Raw genomic sequence first — 15,617 nt, 5'->3', positions numbered from 1 at the left:
CATCACGCTTTGCGCTGCTGGGTCTTGGCATCAGGCTCTTCTTCCGTCACGCAGACGTCGCACGGCAGGTGGCGGCCAATCAGCGCGCGGTAACCGAAAGCGCCCAGGCCACAGCCGACGATAGGGGCGAAGATCGGCACCAGGAAGTACGGGATGTCGCGTGCGCCGGTGAAGGCGACTTTGCCCCAGCCGGCCAGGTAGGCGAACAGTTTCGGCCCGAAGTCACGCGCCGGGTTCAACGCAAAGCCGGTCAATGGTCCCATGGAGGCGCCGATCACGGCAATCAGAATACCGATCAGCAGCGGGGCCAGCGGGCCGCGCGGAATGCCGTTGCCGTCGTCGGTCAGTGCCAGGATCAGGCACATCAGAATGGCGGCGATCACCGTTTCTACCAGGAAGGCCTGGCCGACGGAGATGTGCGCGTTAGGGTAAGTCGAGAAGATGCCCGCCAGTTCGAGGCTTTCGTTGCTGCCGCGCACCATGTGGTGAGCCGCTTCGAAGTCGAAGAACAGGTTGTAGTACAGCCCATAGACCAGGGCAGCGGCGCAGAAGGCACCGGCGACCTGCGCAATGATGTAAGGCACCACTTTGCGCCCGTCGAAGCAGGCGAACAGCCACAGAGCGAGGGTGACCGCAGGGTTGAGATGCGCGCCGGAAATGGCGGCGGTCAGATAGATGGCCATGGCGACGCCCAGGCCCCAAATGATGCTGATTTCCCACTGGCCGAAGCTGGCGCCCGCCAGTTTCAGCGCGGCAACGCAGCCTACGCCAAAGAAGATCAGCAGCGCCGTGCCGAGGAACTCGGCGATGCACTGGCCTTTTAATGTCGGACTGGTGGTTTGGCTCATAATGTTGTTGTCCTGCAAAACGGCGGTTGTTGGTTTATAGGCTCAGTTGGGTATACATCCGGCCTATGGGCACAGTTTTTTTTCATCTCGTCCAATTATTGAATAAGGACGTGATGTAAATTTATCGTTAACGAACATAAACGAGAAATAGCGAAATCAAAATGTGTGTGGCGCGTCATAAAATTGAGCGATTTCGCGTCGTTTAGTGTTCTTTCTGAGCCATAAAAGTGTGATCTGACCAGTGGTTTGGCGAGGGTTGTTAACAACTCGCGGCGGTGGCGGCGGGGATTTTCAGTTTTTGCTGATGGTGGGGGCAGGAAAATTGCAACAGACTGCGCGATGATCCGGTATGTTGCTAGACAGGCGGAGACTGGCTACTTACAATCGTTTTTAACGAATCGAGACTGGCGCGCCTTCCGTAACGGCGCGCGTCACTGAGCGCGATGCAATATTCGCAGTAGCTGCAGCCGACGTTGCGGCCGCTACTTATAGATGTACGCCTTGCTATCATGAGGGGACTGAAGCATGTCATTTGAAGTATTTGAGAAACTGGAAGCAAAAGTACAGCAGGCGATTGATACCATCACCTTGTTGCAGATGGAAATTGAAGAGCTGAAAGACAAAAACAACTCTCTGTCGCAGGAAGTTCAGGCTGCCTCCGGCAACCACGAAGCGCTGGTGCGCGAAAACCAACAGCTGAAAGAAGAACAGCACGTATGGCAAGATCGCCTGCGTGCTCTGCTGGGCAAAATGGAAGAGGTCTGATTCCTCACGCCATGCAGCAACGAAAAGGGCGCCTTAGGCGCCCTTTTTCATGACCGAAAATCACTCGATGTCGAGCGGGTCTTCGGAGAGGATGATGCCGGTGTTGTCGGCATACAGGTGATCGCCGGAGAAGAAGGTGACGCCACCGAAGTTGACGCGGATATCGCTTTCGCCCACGCCTTCGCTCACGGCACCCACCGGGATCGCCGCCATTGCCTGAATGCCGATGTCGAGCTCTTCCAGATCGTCCACCTGACGCACCGCGCCGTACACCACGATGCCTTCCCATTCGTTCTGGGCGGCCAGGCGCGCCAGTTCGGCGTTGATCAGCGCCCGGCGAACCGAACCGCCGCCGTCGACCAACAGCACGCGGCCGCGGCCGTTTTCTTCAAGCAGATCGAACAACAGGCCGTTATCCTCAAAGCATTTCACCGTGGTGATCTGCCCGCCAAATGAAGTACGCCCGCCAAAATTGGAGAACAGAGGTTCAACAACGTTCACCTCTTCATGATAGATGTCGCAAAGTTCGGAAGTATCGTATTTCATAGGATTTTACGTCTGTTTGCCGCTGGAATGTTCAGTATATCCCTTTATTCGCCCTGTTGGCAAAATCATCAGTTTTTAACTGAGCGCCACGCCGATGGCGAACAGCAGGTTGGCCAGCAACGCCGCCTTGACCATGTGTTCCAGCATCAGCCGCATGCCGACCGGCGTCGGATCGCGCAGCACGCGCAGGCCGTGGCGCACCAACAGCGGGATCGCCAGCACGAACAGCCAGCCCCACGGGCTGTGGAGATTGAACAGTGTAAACAGCGCGAAACACAGCACCGCGCCGCCGAGCAGTAGGGCATGGTAAATGCGCGCCTTGTGCGGGCCGAGACGCACCGCCAGCGTGTTCTTACCGTTCTCGCGATCGCTCTCGATATCGCGCAGATTGTTGATGTTGAGCACCGCCGTCGCCAGCAGGCCACAGGCGGTGGCCGGCAGCATCACGACGCTGTCGAAGGTGTGCGTTTGCAGATAGTAGGTGCCGGCCACGCTCAGCCAGCCGAAGAACACCAGCACCGAGATGTCGCCCAGCCCCAAATACCCGTAGGGCTTGTTGCCGACGGTATAGGTGATGGCCGCCACGATAGACAGCCCGCCCAGCACCAGGAAGCCTACTACGTCGCTGGGTTGTTCGCAGGCGACGGCGATCAGCGAACAGCCGGCGAGGGCGATCAGCACCACCGTCACCACCAGCGCCCGTTTCATCTGTGCCTGGGTGATCATGCCTTTTTGCATGCCGCGCAACGGCCCGATGCGATCTTCTTTATCGCTGCCTTTGACCGCATCGCCGTAGTCGTTCGCCAGGTTGGAGAGGATCTGCAGCAGGCCGGCGGTCAACAGCGCCAGCAGCGCCACTTCAGGTTTCAGGCTGCCGTGCCAGGCGGCGATGGCCGAGCCGACCACGATGGAGGCAAAGGCCAGCGGCAGGGTGCGGGGGCGTAGACTTTCCAGCCAGGCGGAGATCGGGGTGGTGGAGGTTGATGAGCTCATGTTTCGCTTCTGTCAGTGAGTTGCGGTGTCCGTTAGAAATAATTGTGGGAGGCAATGCCTCCCACACAGATGACTGACAAGACAATGATTGAGCGATTATAGGATAAAACGACTCAAATCTTCATCCGCCACCAGTTCATCCAGATGACTGCGCACGTAATCCGCATCAATTGTAATGGATTGGCCATTAATTTCACTCGCATCGTAGGAAATATCTTCCATCAGACGTTCCAGCACGGTGTGCAGACGACGCGCGCCGATGTTCTCGGTGCTTTCGTTGACCTGCCACGCGGCTTCGGCGATGCGGCGGATGCCGTCGGCGGTGAACTCGATGTTGACGCCTTCGGTGCCCATCAGCGCTTTGTACTGCTCGGTCAGCGACGCGCTCGGCTCGGTCAGGATGCGCTCGAAGTCTTCGGTGGTCAGCGCCTGCAGCTCAACGCGGATCGGCAGACGGCCCTGCAGTTCCGGGATCAGATCCGACGGATTGGCGGTCTGGAACGCGCCGGAAGCGATGAACAGGATGTGGTCGGTCTTCACCATACCGTGCTTGGTCGACACGGTGCAGCCTTCCACCAGCGGCAGCAGATCGCGCTGCACGCCTTCGCGCGAGACGTCCGGGCCGGAGCTCTGGCCGCCGCGCTTACAGATTTTGTCGATCTCGTCGATAAACACGATGCCGTGCTGTTCAACCGCTTCGATCGCCTGCTCTTTCAGCTCTTCCGGGTTCACCAGCTTGGCGGCTTCTTCTTCCACCAGCAGCTTGAAGGCTTCTTTGATCTTCACCTTGCGCGGCTTTTGCTTCTGGCCGCCGAGGTTCTGGAACATCGATTGCAGCTGGTTGGTCATCTCTTCCATGCCCGGAGGCGCCATGATTTCCACGCCCATCGGCGCCGCGGCCAGATCGATTTCGATCTCTTTGTCGTCCAGCTGGCCTTCGCGCAGTTTCTTACGGAATGCCTGGCGAGCGGCAGACGGCTCCTGATGCTCTTCCGGCTGGCCCCAGTTGTTCTTGGCCGGCGGGATCAGCACGTCGAGAATGCGCTCTTCGGCCAACTCTTCGGCATGGGTGCGGTTTTTCTCGATCGACTGCATGCGCACCATTTTGATGGCGGCATCGGTCAGATCGCGGATGATGGAATCCACTTCTTTGCCCACATAGCCCACTTCGGTGAACTTGGTGGCTTCAACCTTGATGAACGGCGCGTTGGCCAGCTTCGCCAGACGACGGGCGATTTCGGTTTTACCGACGCCGGTCGGGCCGATCATCAGAATGTTTTTCGGGGTCACTTCGTGACGCAGCATCTCGTTGAGCTGCATCCGGCGCCAGCGGTTGCGCAGGGCAATGGCGACAGCGCGTTTGGCCTTGTTTTGGCCAATGATATAGCTGTCCAGTTCGCTGACGATCTCGCGCGGGGTCATTTCAGACATGGTATTCGATCCTTACGCTTTGGAAGGCAATTCTTCAATGGTGTGGAAATGGTTGGTGTAAATACAGATGTCGCCGGCGATGTTGAGGGATTTCTCAACGATGTCGCGGGCGCTCAGCTCGGTATTTTCCAACATGGCGCGGGCTGCGGCCTGGGCGTACGGGCCGCCGGAGCCGATGGCGATCAGATCGTTTTCCGGCTGCACCACATCGCCGTTGCCGGTGATGATCAGCGAGGCGGTTTCATCGGCGACCGCCAGCAGCGCTTCGAGCTTGCGCAGCATGCGGTCGGTGCGCCAGTCTTTCGCCAGCTCGACGGCGGCTTTCACCAGGTGGCCCTGATGCATTTCCAGTTTGCGTTCAAACAGTTCAAACAGCGTGAAGGCGTCAGCGGTGCCACCGGCGAAACCGGCGATCACTTTGTCGTTATACAGGCGACGCACTTTCTTGACGTTACCCTTCATCACCGTATTACCCAGGGTTGCCTGGCCATCACCACCGATGACGACCTGGCCGTTGCGGCGTACGCTTACAATTGTTGTCACGAGCAGACCCTCGTTAAAGACGGAAAGAAGTCCCCGCAGCGCCTGCTTTCGCAGACGCTACGAGGCATATTGAGAGTATAGATGGGGGGGGATTGACGCTTTTCAACCCCCAACGGAGAGGGGAATGCAACTCGACATGCCGACGCCTTTCAGGCGCGAAAGGGTTTTGTCCGCGGCGGCGCGGCTGCTGTATGGGCCGAGTACCACGCGATTCCAACCGCCGCCGGCGGTGATGCGGCTCTCGATGCCTTCGAACGCCAGGCGCGCACGCACGGATTCAGCCTGATCGGTGGCGCGGAACGAACCGCATTGCACCATCCACTTCTGTTTCGATTCCGGTTTGGTTTCCTGCTTGGCCGTTTCCTGCTTCACTTCCGGTTTGGGCTCCGGCTTCGGTTGCGGCTTCGGCTCCGGCTGTTTCACCTGCACCGGTTGCTGGACAGTCGGTTTTGGCTGCGGGTGCTGCTGCACCGGCGCGGTAGTGGCCCCGTTGCTGAACGGGTTGCGCGGCGGCTGGCTGACCTGCTGCTGTTGCTGTACCGGCTGCTGCTGCATTTGCTGTTGTTGCATCTGCTGCTGCTGGCGGGTGCTGCGCGCGTTGGCCTGGCCCGGATCGTTATACGGCACTTCGTTCAGCTGCGTCGGGCGCTGCTGCATATCGGCCTGCATCTGCTCCAGCAGCTGCCGCTGTTCGGCGGTCAGCTGAGTTTTGGAATTGAGCTCGCCGCCGGCCGTCGGTTCGGTCGGGGTTTGCACGCCGATCTGCCGGTTTTCCAGCTCTTTGATGTAGCGCCAGCGCTCTTCCGGCTTCGGCGGCAGGCCGTTGCCGGGGCGCGTGGTGTGCGCAGGCAACAACGGCGCGTCTTCCGGCTTGTTGTGCGTAATGAAATAGAGGCCACCGACAAAGACAACCAGCAACGCGGCGGCTAACGCCAGCACGGTTTTGGAAACCTTCGGAGAACTGCGTTTTTTACGGCTGGGGGTTTTACGCTTAGCTCCTGCTGCGCGCCCACGGCTTACATAGTCTTTTTGTGCCACTATTATTCCGCTGTGTCCTGATGAGAGGATAAGTCCGTCATGTTACTGAACCCTAAAATATTTGACTAGCGTTTCGGGGCAGCGGTGCTGCCTCTGATAATCAATTCACTGTCCAATAGCCGGGAGCCGCTGGCCACCGTCTGGCCGTTCAACTGCTCCAGCAGCAACAACATCGCCTGCTGGCCGATCTGGAAGCGCGGCTGCGCCACCGTGGTCAGCGGCGGATCGCAATACTGCGCCAGCTTGAGGTCGTCAAAGCCGACGATCGACAGATCCTGCGGTATCCGCAGCCCCATTTTCTTCGCCTGGGACAGCACGCCGATCGCCATGACGTCGCTGTGGCAGAATACCGCCGTTGGCGGTTTCGGCTGCGCCATCAGCGCCGTCAGCGCTTGCGCGCCGGCTTCGTAGGTAAAATCACCCCGGGTAATATAGCTGCTTTCGACGGTAATGCCATTACGACGTAGCGCTTGAACGTAACCCTGCAGCCGATAATGGCTCAGCGGCATCTGTTCCGGCCCGGCGACGCAGGCGATCTGCCGGTGGCCCAATTGATGCAAATAATGCACGGCTTCAAAGGCGGCGGTCAGGTTGTCGATGTGCACCGTCGGCAGTTCCAGCTCGGGGGCGAACTCGTTGGCCATCACCATTGGCGGCAGGTTGCGCTGTTCTTCCTTGCTGGCGTCGAACGGCAGGTTGGAGCCCAGCAGCAGCATGCCGTCGATCTGCTTGGTGATGATCAGATTGACGAAGGTGCGCTCTTGCTGGTTTTGCTGCGCGCAGTCGCCGATCAGCACCAGATAGCCTTGTTGGGCGGCGGTCTGTTCGATCCCCTGGATCACATCGGCGAAGAACGGATCGCAGATGTCGGGCACGATCACCAGGATGGTGCGGGATTCGTTGCGCTTGATATTGCGTGACAGAGCATGAGGAGAATAACCCACGGCCAGGACGGCCTGTTCCACTTTCTGGCGCGTCGGCGTTGACACCTTTTCCGGGTTCATCAGCGCACGCGATACGGTAGCCGTTGAAACGCCCGCCATTTCGGCGACGTCTTTCATGGTCGCCATGGATAACTCTTTCTTGTGTTCCAACGCCTTTCTCCTTGCGTCAGCCCCATGCCGACGCCACTACTGCTGTTTGCTCACAATGTCCGGCATGCGGTGGCGAGATTGTTGTCATTGAGCGCCACTCGCGTTCGGGCACTCCGTCGCGCTGCGATGTGGCGACAAAATTTGCCCTCGCAGACATTCTAAACAGAATACGCCCCGCCTTTGTTACCTAATTTGCATAAAAAATGTGACCTGAGAAGGTTTTTTAGCGTTCGCTCGCAATTTCAAGGGTAAACGTTTGCACTGCGGCAGCTAAATCGGACTTTTCCGGGATCAGCTGTCGATCGGATCGACATCCAGCGTCCATTTCACCTTGCGCGTTTGCGGCAGGGTGCCGATCAGCGGCAGCGAGCTTTTCATCAGCTGTTGCAGGACGCGCCGCGTCGGGTGCTGCAGCAGCAGCTGCCAGCGGAAACGGCCGCCGCGTTTGGACTGCAGCGCCGGCACCGGGCCCATCACCCACAGCGAATCGTCCTTCAGCGGGCTGGCTTCCAGCAGGTTACGCAGCTGCTGCAGGAACAGCGGGGCCTGCTGGTTGTCGTGATCTTCGGCGCGCACGATGATGTGGCTGGTGTAAGGCGGCAGAAACACGCTGTTGCGCTCCGCCAGCGTCTGTTTGGCGAAGGCGTCATAACCCTGTTGCAGCAGCACCTGCAGCAGCGGGTGCTCCGGATGGTGGGTTTGCAGCAGCACTTCCCCCTGCTTGCCCGCCCGGCCGGCCCGCCCGGAGACCTGGGTATACAGCTGAGCGAAACGCTCGGCGGAGCGGAAGTCGGCGGAGAACAGCGCGCCGTCCACGTCCAGCAACGCCACCAGGGTGACGTCGGGAAAATGGTGGCCCTTGGCCAGCATCTGCGTGCCGATCAGAATGCGCGCTTCGCCGCGATGGATATCCGCCAGGTGCTGCTCCAGCGCGCCTTTACGGCTGGTGGTGTCGCGATCGATGCGGGTGATCGGCGTATCGGGGAACAGCGGTGCCAGCTCATGTTCCAGCTGTTCGGTGCCGACGCCGACCGACACCAGGTGGGTCGAGCCGCACTGCGGGCACTGGTGCGGCACCGGCCGCTGGCTGTCGCAGTGGTGGCAGCGCAGCTGGCGCTGATGCTGGTGGAAGGTGTAATAGTGATCGCAGCGCTGGCACTCGGCGATCCAGCCGCACTCGTGGCACAGCAGCGCCGGGGCGTAACCGCGGCGGTTGAGGAACAGCATCACCTGATTGCCGGCTTTTAAATGGTGCTGCATGCTCTTCAGCAGCGGCTGCGACAGGCCGACCTTCAGCGGCAACCCTTTCAGATCGATCAGATGCTGCGCCGCCGGTTTGGCGTTGCCTGCGCGCTGGGTGAGCTTTAACTGGCGATATTTGCCCAGCTGCACGTTGTGCAGCGTTTCCAATGCCGGGGTCGCGGAGCCCATCACCATCGGGATGTCCTCTTCCCGGGCGCGGAACACCGCCAGATCGCGGGCGTGGTAGCGCCAGCCTTCCTGCTGCTTATAAGAGCTGTCGTGCTCTTCGTCGATGATGATCACGCCCAGCTGACGGAACGGCGTGAACAGCGCTGAGCGGGTGCCGATGACGATGGCGGCTTCGCCGCTGCGCGCGCGTAGCCAAACCGCCAGCCGCTCGCTGTCGTTCAGGCCGGAGTGCAGTACGTCTACCGGCGCGTTGAAGCGCTCGCGAAAGCGGGCGATGGTTTGCGGTGTCAGGCCGATTTCCGGCACCAGCACCAGCGCCTGCCGGCCTTTGGCCAGCACGTTCTCCAGCACGCTGAGGTAGACCTCGGTCTTGCCGGAGCCGGTCACCCCGGCCAGCAGCCAGGCGGCGAACTGCTCATCCTCGCTTCTGATCGCCCCGACGGCGGTAGCCTGTTCGGTGTTCAGCCGCAGCCGCTCGCCGAGCACCGCAAAGTTGGGGCGCCAGTCGTGCGTATCCGCGACCTGAGCGCGCAGATCGATCAGCCCTTTGGCGCGCAGCGCCTGCAGGGCGCTTTCCGTCAGCTCCAGCTGGCTGACCTGGTGGCGATAGACCGGGCGTTGCAACAGCGCCGCCAGCGCCTGCTGCTGTTTCGGCGCGCGTTTCAGGCTTTCGGGCGGGGTGGCGCGCCCCTCTTCGGTGGCGAACCATTGCCACAGCGGCGCGGCCTCGGCCGGTTTGCCTTGCCGCAGCAGGATCGGCAGCGCATGGAACAGCACTTCGCCAATGGGGTAGTGATAGTAATCGCTGGCCCAGCGCAGGATGCGCCACAGGCTAGGGGAGAACAGCGACTCGGCGTCGATCACGCTGTCGATCGGTTTGAGCTTGTCCAGCGGCAGTTCGCTGGTGTCGCTGCAGCCGGTGACGATGCCGATCGCATGCTGCCTGCCCCAGGGCACGCCCACGCGCGCGCCGGCCACCGGCTGCATGCCGGGCGGCAGCAGATAGTCGAAGGTGCGGGCGAGGGGGACCGGCAAGGCAACGTGTACGACGGGCATGATCTCATCCAAATTGAAAAAAGTGGGCATCAGTTTACACGGCGCATCGGCAAATGTACGGTTCCGATTGCGCGCCTCGACTAATGCTGTATAATTTGCCGCCTTTGGTATAATTCGATACCAAAATTCTATTATCAACCACGTGTGGTGTCTGGCGAAACAGGGCTGGATAGCGACACGGCCTTAACTGAGGTTTCCCATGAAACAAGGTATCCACCCAAAATACGAAGAAGTTACTGCTAACTGCTCTTGCGGTAACGTGATGAAGATCCGCTCCACCGTGGGCCACGATCTGAACCTGGACGTTTGTGGCGCATGCCACCCGTTCTACACTGGCAAGCAGCGTGATGTTGCTACCGGTGGCCGCGTTGACCGCTTCAACAAGCGTTTCAGCGTACCAGGCGCTAAGAAATAAGATTTCTTATCGTCCGATGAAAAAGGCGCCTTTGGCGCCTTTTTTCGTTTCTGCCGCCGGCGTTCGCCGGACGGTTCTCAATATTCCCAGGTATCGGGATCGACACCCAGTTCGCGCATCAACGCTTTTGCGGCTTCCGGGATTTCATCGCTGCGCTCTTTGCGCAGGTCTTCATCGTTCGGCAGCGGCTGGCCGGTAAAGGCATGCAGAAACGCTTCGCACAGCAGTTCGCTGTTGGTGGCGTGGCGCAGGTTGTTCACCTGGCGACGGGTCCGTTCGTCGGTGAGGATTTTCAGGACCTTCAGCGGAATGGATACCGTGATCTTTTTGACTTGCTCGCTTTTTTTACCGTGTTCAGCGTAAGGGCTGACATACTCGCCGTTCCACTCAGCCATGGGACACCTTAACTTTGTCAGAAAAATTACAAAATTCTAAAAACCGGCCAATTATGCCCGATCTTCACTGTTCTCACTAAATAAATGTCAATTTTACGCGACCAGGGTCACTGAATGCCCCGCCTCGGGCGGACATTGTGGCTTAACATCTTATCGTCATGTCATATCGGCATAATTTTAGCGGGTATTGTGCCATTGCTCAATCTATACGCAGAGAAGTTTAGATGTCCAGATGTATTGACGTCTATCAATCCTGCGATTACTCTTTAGGCCTCATTCACCGAACCGAGAGCCGAGCGAGCCCATGACGCGTAAACCAGCCACGATTGCCGTACGCAGCGGCCTGAACGACGACGAACAGTATGGCTGCGTTGTCCCGCCGATTCATCTGTCCAGCACCTATAACTTTACCGACTTCAACCAACCCCGAGCCCATGATTACTCGCGCCGCGGCAACCCGACGCGCGACGTGGTGCAACGCGCGTTGGCGGAGCTGGAAGGCGGCGCCGGCGCGGTGATGACCGGCAGCGGGATGTCGGCGATCCATCTGGTGACCACCGTGCTGCTGAAGCCGGGCGATCTGCTGGTGGCGCCGCACGACTGCTACGGCGGCAGCTATCGGTTGTTCGACAGCCTGAGCAAGCGCGGCGCCTATCGCGTGCTGTTCGTCGATCAGGGTAATGAAGCCGCCCTGCAGCAGGCGCTGGCGCAAAAGCCGAAGCTGGTGCTGATTGAAAGCCCCAGCAATCCGCTGCTGCGCGTGGTGGACATTGCGGCGATCTGCACCGCCGCACACGCGGCGGGCGCGTTGACGGTGGTGGACAACACCTTCCTCAGCCCGGCCCTGCAACAGCCGATCGAACTCGGTGCCGATCTGGTGGTCCATTCTTGCACCAAATACCTGAATGGGCATTCGGACGTGGTGGCCGGCGCGGTGATTGCTAAAGATCCCGAGCTGGCGGTCGAATTGGCCTGGTGGGCGAACAATATCGGCGTGACCGGCGGCGCGTTCGACAGCTATCTGCTGCTGCGCGGCATGCGCACGCTGTCGCCGCGCATCAAGGCGGCGCAGCAAAACGCCGAAGCGATTGTCGGCTATTTACAGCAGCAACCGCTGGTGAAAAAGCTGTATCATCCTTCCCTACCGGAAAACCCGGGGCATGAGATCGCCCGCCGGCAGCAGCGCGGCTCCGGCGCGATGCTGAGTTTTGAACTGGACGGCGATGAAGCGGTGCTGCGCCGTTTTCTCTCTGCCCTTGAGCTGTTTACTCTGGCAGAATCGCTGGGCGGCGTAGAAAGCCTGATCTCGCATGCAGCGACCATGACCCACGCCGGCATGGCGGCGGAGGCACGGACAGCGGCCGGCATCTCCGAGAGCCTGCTGCGCATTTCCGTGGGTATTGAAGACAGTGAAGATTTGATTGCCGATCTGGAACGCGCTTTCCAGGCGGCGGCAACGAGGTAAGCATGAATGCAATTGCTGTAGCAGGGCCGGTGAGCGGGCGTCAACTGCACAAGTTTGGCGGCAGCAGTCTGGCGGATGTGAAGTGTTATCTGCGTGTGGCCGGGATTATGGCGGAATACAGCCAGCCGGGCGACATGATGGTGGTATCGGCCGCCGGCAGTACCACCAACCAGTTGATCAACTGGCTGAAGCTCAGCCAGAGCGATCGCCTGTCTGCGCACCAGGTGCAGCAGACGTTGCGCCGCTATCACAGCGATCTTATCGGCGGCCTGCTGCCGGCGGAAAGCGCCGAGCCGCTGATCGCCGAGTTCATTCAGGATCTGGAACGTCTGGCGGTGTTGCTGGACGGCAAAGTCGACGAGGTGTGCTATGCCGAAGTGGTCGGGCACGGCGAGATCTGGTCGGCGCGCCTGATGGCGGCGGTGCTCAACCACCTGGATATGCAGGCGGCCTGGCTGGATGCGCGTGATTTCCTGCGCGCCGAGCGCGCCGCGCAGCCGCAGGTGGATGAAGGCCGTTCTTATCCGCTGCTGCAACAATTGTTGGCCCAACATCCGGGCAAGCGCCTGGTGGTGACCGGCTTCATTTCGCGCAACGACGCCGGGGAAACCGTGCTGTTGGGGCGCAACGGCAGCGACTACTCTGCCACTCAGGTCGGCGCGTTGGCCGGCGCGGCGCGCGTCACCATCTGGAGCGACGTGGCCGGGGTGTACAGCGCCGACCCTCGCAAGGTGAAAGACGCCTGCCTGCTGCCGCTGCTGCGCCTGGATGAAGCCAGCGAGCTGGCGCGCCTGGCGGCGCCGGTGCTGCATACCCGCACCCTGCAGCCGGTCTCCGGCAGCGATATCGATCTTCAGCTGCGCTGCAGCTACCAGCCGGAGCAGGGCTCGACGCGCATCGAGCGCGTATTGGCGTCCGGCACCGGCGCCAAGATTGTCACCAGCCACGATGACGTGTGTCTGATTGAGCTGCACGTCGCCGCTCAGCACGACTTCAAACTGGCGCAGAAAGAATTGGATCTGGTGCTCAAGCGCGCACAGATCAAACCGCTGGCGGTGGGCATCCATCCTGACCGCAATCGGATACAGCTGTGCTACACCTCCGAGGTGGTCAACAGCGCGCTGGCGACCCTGCAGGCCTCGGCGCTGCCGGGTGAACTGCACCTGCGCGAAGGGTTGGCGCTGGTGGCGATGGTCGGCGCCGGGGTATGCAAGAACCCGCTGCACAGCCACCGTTTCTATCAGCAACTGAAAGATCAGCCGGTCGAGTTTATCTGGCAGGCTGAAGATGGCATCAGCCTGGTGGCGGTATTGCGCCAGGGGCCGACCGCGCTGCTGATTCAGGGGCTGCACCAAAGCCTGTTCCGTGCCGAGAAGCGCATCGGTCTGGTGCTGTTCGGCAAGGGCAACATCGGGTCGCGTTGGCTGGAGCTGTTCGCCCGTGAGCAGACCAATATCTCCGCGCGCAGCGGTTTCGAATTTATCCTGGCGGGGGTGGTGGACAGCCGCCGCAGCCTGCTGAACTACGACGGGCTGGATGCCAGCCGTGCATTGGCGTTCTTTGAGGACGAAGCGCAGGAACTTGACGAAGAGTCGCTGTTCTTGTGGATGCGCGCACACCCGTTCGACGATCTGGTGGTGCTCGATGTGACCGCCAGCGAAGAACTGGCCGGGCAGTATCTGGATTTCGCCAGCTACGGTTTCCACGTGATCAGCGCCAACAAGCTGGCGGGTGCCTCGTGCAGCGATACCTATCGCCAAATTCGCGACGCCTTCGCCAAAACCGGCCGCCACTGGCTGTATAACGCCACCGTCGGCGCCGGGCTGCCGGTCAACCATACGGTGCGCGATCTGCGCGACAGCGGCGACAGTATTTTGGCAATCAGCGGCATCTTCTCCGGCACGCTTTCCTGGCTGTTCTTGCAGTATGACGGCACGGTGCCGTTTACCGAACTGGTGGATCAGGCCTGGCAGCAGGGGCTGACCGAACCGGATCCGCGGGTCGATCTCTCCGGTCAGGACGTGATGCGCAAGCTGGTGATCCTGGCGCGCGAAGCGGGCTACGACATCGAACCGAACCAGGTGCGGGTCGAGTCGCTGGTGCCGGCGGGCTGCGAGCTGGGCTCCGTCGATCAGTTCTTCGAGAACGGCGAGGCGCTGAACCAACAGATGCAGCAGCGCTTTGAGGCCGCCAGCGAAATGGGCCTGGTGTTGCGTCACGTGGCGCGTTTCGATGCCAACGGTAAGGCGCGGGTCGGCGTGGAGGCGGTGCGTCCTGAGCATCCGCTGGCCTCGCTGCTGCCGTGCGACAACGTGTTCGCCATCGAAAGCCGCTGGTATCGCGATAATCCGCTGGTGATCCGCGGGCCGGGCGCCGGCCGCGACGTGACCGCCGGCGCGATCCAGTCAGACCTTAACCGGCTGGCACAGCTGCTTTAGTCCTCTGCGGGCGCGGGTTCACCGCGCCCCTTTGCTTTTCCTGCCATACTTATCCCTGCCGCCGTCATGAAATTCCCTCGTTGAGCGGGTGAAGATTAATCATCTTATTCCCCTCATTTTCCTGTTGACTCTTTAGCCAACATGCGGCATTTTCTATCTAGACGTCTAAACGTATAGATGCTCATAAAAATGAAATAAAAACAGTGATCGATAAGAGGTGAGCAGGGTATGAGCTTTTTCCACGCAAACCAGCGGGAAGCGCTGAATCAGAGTCTGGCGGAGTTGAACGGCCAGATTAACGTATCATTCGAGTTCTTCCCGCCGCGCACCAGCGAGATGGAAGAGACCCTGTGGCAGTCGATCGATCGTCTGAGCATCCTCAAACCCAAATTCGTTTCCGTCACCTACGGTGCCAACTCCGGCGAGCGCGATCGCACCCACAGCATCATCAAGGGTATCAAGGAGCGCACTGGCCTTGAGGCGGCGCCGCACCTGACCTGCATCGACGCCAGCCCGGCGCAGCTGCGCGACATCGCGACCGATTACTGGAACAGCGGCATCCGCCATATCGTGGCGCTGCGCGGCGATCTGCCGCCGGGCGGCGGCAAGCCGGAAATGTACGCGACCGATCTGGTGGCGCTGCTGAAAGACGTGGGCGACTTCGACATTTCCGTCGCTGCCTACCCGGAAGTGCACCCGGAGGCGAAGAGCGCCCAGGCCGATTTGATTAACCTGAAGCGCAAGATCGACGCCGGCGCCAGCCGCGCCATCACCCAGTTCTTCTTCGACGTTGAGAGCTACCTGCGCTTCCGCGACCGCTGCGTCGCCGCCGGTATCGACGTGGAAATCGTGCCGGGCATTCTGCCGGTGTCCAACTTCAAGCAGCTGCAGCGCTTCGCCACCATGACCAACGTGCGGGTGCCAAGCTGGATGACCAGCATGTTCGAAGGGCTGGACGACGATGCGGAGACCCGCAAAATGGTCGGTGCCAACATCGCCATGGACATGGTGAAGATCCTCAGCCGCGAAGGGGTGAAAGATTTCCACTTCTATACGCTGAACCGTGCAGAGATGAGTTACGCGATCTGCCACACGCTGGGCGTGCGCCCGGTGGCCGCAGCCTGACAGGCTTGTCCCATTGAAAAATGGGCGTCGCTTT

Annotated in this window: 14 protein-coding genes; 5 read left to right on the top strand and 9 right to left on the bottom strand. The window is 60.3% G+C overall.

Translation table 11 applies throughout. The features are described from left to right. Positions 1–2 precede the first annotated feature (2 nt). The gene (locus HMPREF3138_RS06240) at positions 3–848 is read right to left on the bottom strand and encodes an MIP/aquaporin family protein (protein ID WP_038872721.1); all 846 of its coding nucleotides are present in this window, start codon (positions 846–848) and stop codon (positions 3–5) included. Between the two features lie 525 nt (positions 849–1,373). Here HMPREF3138_RS06240 and zapB point away from each other — a divergent pair. Further along, positions 1,374–1,613 carry a septal ring assembly protein ZapB gene (gene zapB / locus HMPREF3138_RS06235; protein WP_004931092.1) on the top strand — a complete coding sequence of 80 codons (240 nt, stop codon included), beginning with the start codon at positions 1,374–1,376 and terminating at the stop codon, positions 1,611–1,613. Between the two features lie 60 nt (positions 1,614–1,673). On the opposite strand, the gene rraA is transcribed toward zapB, so the two are convergent. The 7 genes from rraA to priA form a co-directional block, all read right to left on the bottom strand. Further along, positions 1,674–2,159 carry a ribonuclease E activity regulator RraA gene (rraA, locus tag HMPREF3138_RS06230; RefSeq protein WP_038872664.1) on the bottom strand — a complete coding sequence of 162 codons (486 nt, stop codon included), beginning with the start codon at positions 2,157–2,159 and terminating at the stop codon, positions 1,674–1,676. A 75-nt stretch (positions 2,160–2,234) separates the two neighbouring features. After that, entirely contained in the window at positions 2,235–3,152 is a 918-nt protein-coding gene (locus tag HMPREF3138_RS06225; RefSeq protein ID WP_038872667.1) for a 1,4-dihydroxy-2-naphthoate polyprenyltransferase, read from the bottom strand. A 96-nt stretch (positions 3,153–3,248) separates the two neighbouring features. Beyond that, on the bottom strand, positions 3,249–4,583 hold the full coding sequence (gene hslU, locus HMPREF3138_RS06220; RefSeq protein ID WP_038872670.1) for an HslU--HslV peptidase ATPase subunit: 1,335 nt from the start codon (positions 4,581–4,583) through the stop codon (positions 3,249–3,251). Positions 4,584–4,595: 12 nt separating this feature from the next. Beyond that, positions 4,596–5,126, bottom strand: coding sequence for an ATP-dependent protease subunit HslV (gene hslV / locus HMPREF3138_RS06215; RefSeq protein ID WP_004931085.1), 531 nt, complete (start codon positions 5,124–5,126; stop codon positions 4,596–4,598). Between the two features lie 102 nt (positions 5,127–5,228). Then, complete coding sequence (gene ftsN / locus HMPREF3138_RS06210; protein ID WP_038872673.1) at positions 5,229–6,164, bottom strand: cell division protein FtsN; 936 nt, start codon at positions 6,162–6,164, stop codon at positions 5,229–5,231. Positions 6,165–6,229: 65 nt separating this feature from the next. After that, positions 6,230–7,258: a DNA-binding transcriptional regulator CytR gene (gene cytR / locus HMPREF3138_RS06205; RefSeq protein WP_038872675.1), complete on the bottom strand. Its 1,029-nt coding sequence runs from the start codon at positions 7,256–7,258 to the stop codon at positions 6,230–6,232. A gap of 291 nt (positions 7,259–7,549) precedes the next feature. Then, a complete protein-coding gene (gene priA, locus HMPREF3138_RS06200; protein WP_038872724.1) occupies positions 7,550–9,745 on the bottom strand; it encodes a primosomal protein N' in 2,196 nt (731 codons plus the stop codon). A 199-nt stretch (positions 9,746–9,944) separates the two neighbouring features. Here priA and rpmE point away from each other — a divergent pair, with 199 nt between their 5' ends. Beyond that, complete coding sequence (gene rpmE / locus HMPREF3138_RS25180) at positions 9,945–10,160, top strand: 50S ribosomal protein L31 (protein WP_004931078.1); 216 nt, start codon at positions 9,945–9,947, stop codon at positions 10,158–10,160. 77 nt (positions 10,161–10,237) lie between these two features. Here rpmE and metJ read toward each other — a convergent pair whose 3' ends face one another. Next, positions 10,238–10,555, bottom strand: coding sequence for a met regulon transcriptional regulator MetJ (gene metJ, locus HMPREF3138_RS06195; RefSeq protein ID WP_004931076.1), 318 nt, complete (start codon positions 10,553–10,555; stop codon positions 10,238–10,240). Between the two features lie 304 nt (positions 10,556–10,859). Between metJ and metB the strand changes: the two genes are divergently transcribed. From metB to metF, 3 genes are all read left to right on the top strand, one after another. Continuing rightward, positions 10,860–12,020: a cystathionine gamma-synthase gene (gene metB, locus HMPREF3138_RS06190; protein WP_038872679.1), complete on the top strand. Its 1,161-nt coding sequence runs from the start codon at positions 10,860–10,862 to the stop codon at positions 12,018–12,020. Positions 12,021–12,022: 2 nt separating this feature from the next. Beyond that, positions 12,023–14,458 carry a bifunctional aspartate kinase/homoserine dehydrogenase II gene (locus tag HMPREF3138_RS06185; protein ID WP_038872682.1) on the top strand — a complete coding sequence of 812 codons (2,436 nt, stop codon included), beginning with the start codon at positions 12,023–12,025 and terminating at the stop codon, positions 14,456–14,458. A gap of 228 nt (positions 14,459–14,686) precedes the next feature. Beyond that, positions 14,687–15,583: a methylenetetrahydrofolate reductase gene (gene metF / locus HMPREF3138_RS06180; protein WP_033645217.1), complete on the top strand. Its 897-nt coding sequence runs from the start codon at positions 14,687–14,689 to the stop codon at positions 15,581–15,583. Positions 15,584–15,617 lie beyond the last annotated feature (34 nt).

This window comes from Serratia sp. HMSC15F11 (genome assembly GCF_001808215.1).
GTDB lineage: Bacteria > Pseudomonadota > Gammaproteobacteria > Enterobacterales > Enterobacteriaceae > Serratia > Serratia nevei.
Note: the sequence above shows the minus strand (reverse complement) of the source record. Positions and strands in the feature narration are given on the sequence as shown.

Excerpts from the sequence above, each read along its gene's own strand:
- metF (WP_033645217.1), top strand. The coding sequence starts at position 14,687 with ATGAGCTTTTTCCACGCAAACCAGCGGGAAGCGCTGAATCAGAGTCTG.
- HMPREF3138_RS06185 (WP_038872682.1), top strand. The coding sequence starts at position 12,023 with ATGAATGCAATTGCTGTAGCAGGGCCGGTGAGCGGGCGTCAACTGCAC.
- zapB (WP_004931092.1), top strand. The coding sequence starts at position 1,374 with ATGTCATTTGAAGTATTTGAGAAACTGGAAGCAAAAGTACAGCAGGCG.
- metJ (WP_004931076.1), bottom strand. The coding sequence starts at position 10,555 with ATGGCTGAGTGGAACGGCGAGTATGTCAGCCCTTACGCTGAACACGGT.
- priA (WP_038872724.1), bottom strand. The coding sequence starts at position 9,745 with ATGCCCGTCGTACACGTTGCCTTGCCGGTCCCCCTCGCCCGCACCTTC.
- HMPREF3138_RS06240 (WP_038872721.1), bottom strand. The coding sequence starts at position 848 with ATGAGCCAAACCACCAGTCCGACATTAAAAGGCCAGTGCATCGCCGAG.
- rpmE (WP_004931078.1), top strand. The coding sequence starts at position 9,945 with ATGAAACAAGGTATCCACCCAAAATACGAAGAAGTTACTGCTAACTGC.
- hslU (WP_038872670.1), bottom strand. The coding sequence starts at position 4,583 with ATGTCTGAAATGACCCCGCGCGAGATCGTCAGCGAACTGGACAGCTAT.
- rraA (WP_038872664.1), bottom strand. The coding sequence starts at position 2,159 with ATGAAATACGATACTTCCGAACTTTGCGACATCTATCATGAAGAGGTG.
- HMPREF3138_RS06225 (WP_038872667.1), bottom strand. The coding sequence starts at position 3,152 with ATGAGCTCATCAACCTCCACCACCCCGATCTCCGCCTGGCTGGAAAGT.
- metB (WP_038872679.1), top strand. The coding sequence starts at position 10,860 with ATGACGCGTAAACCAGCCACGATTGCCGTACGCAGCGGCCTGAACGAC.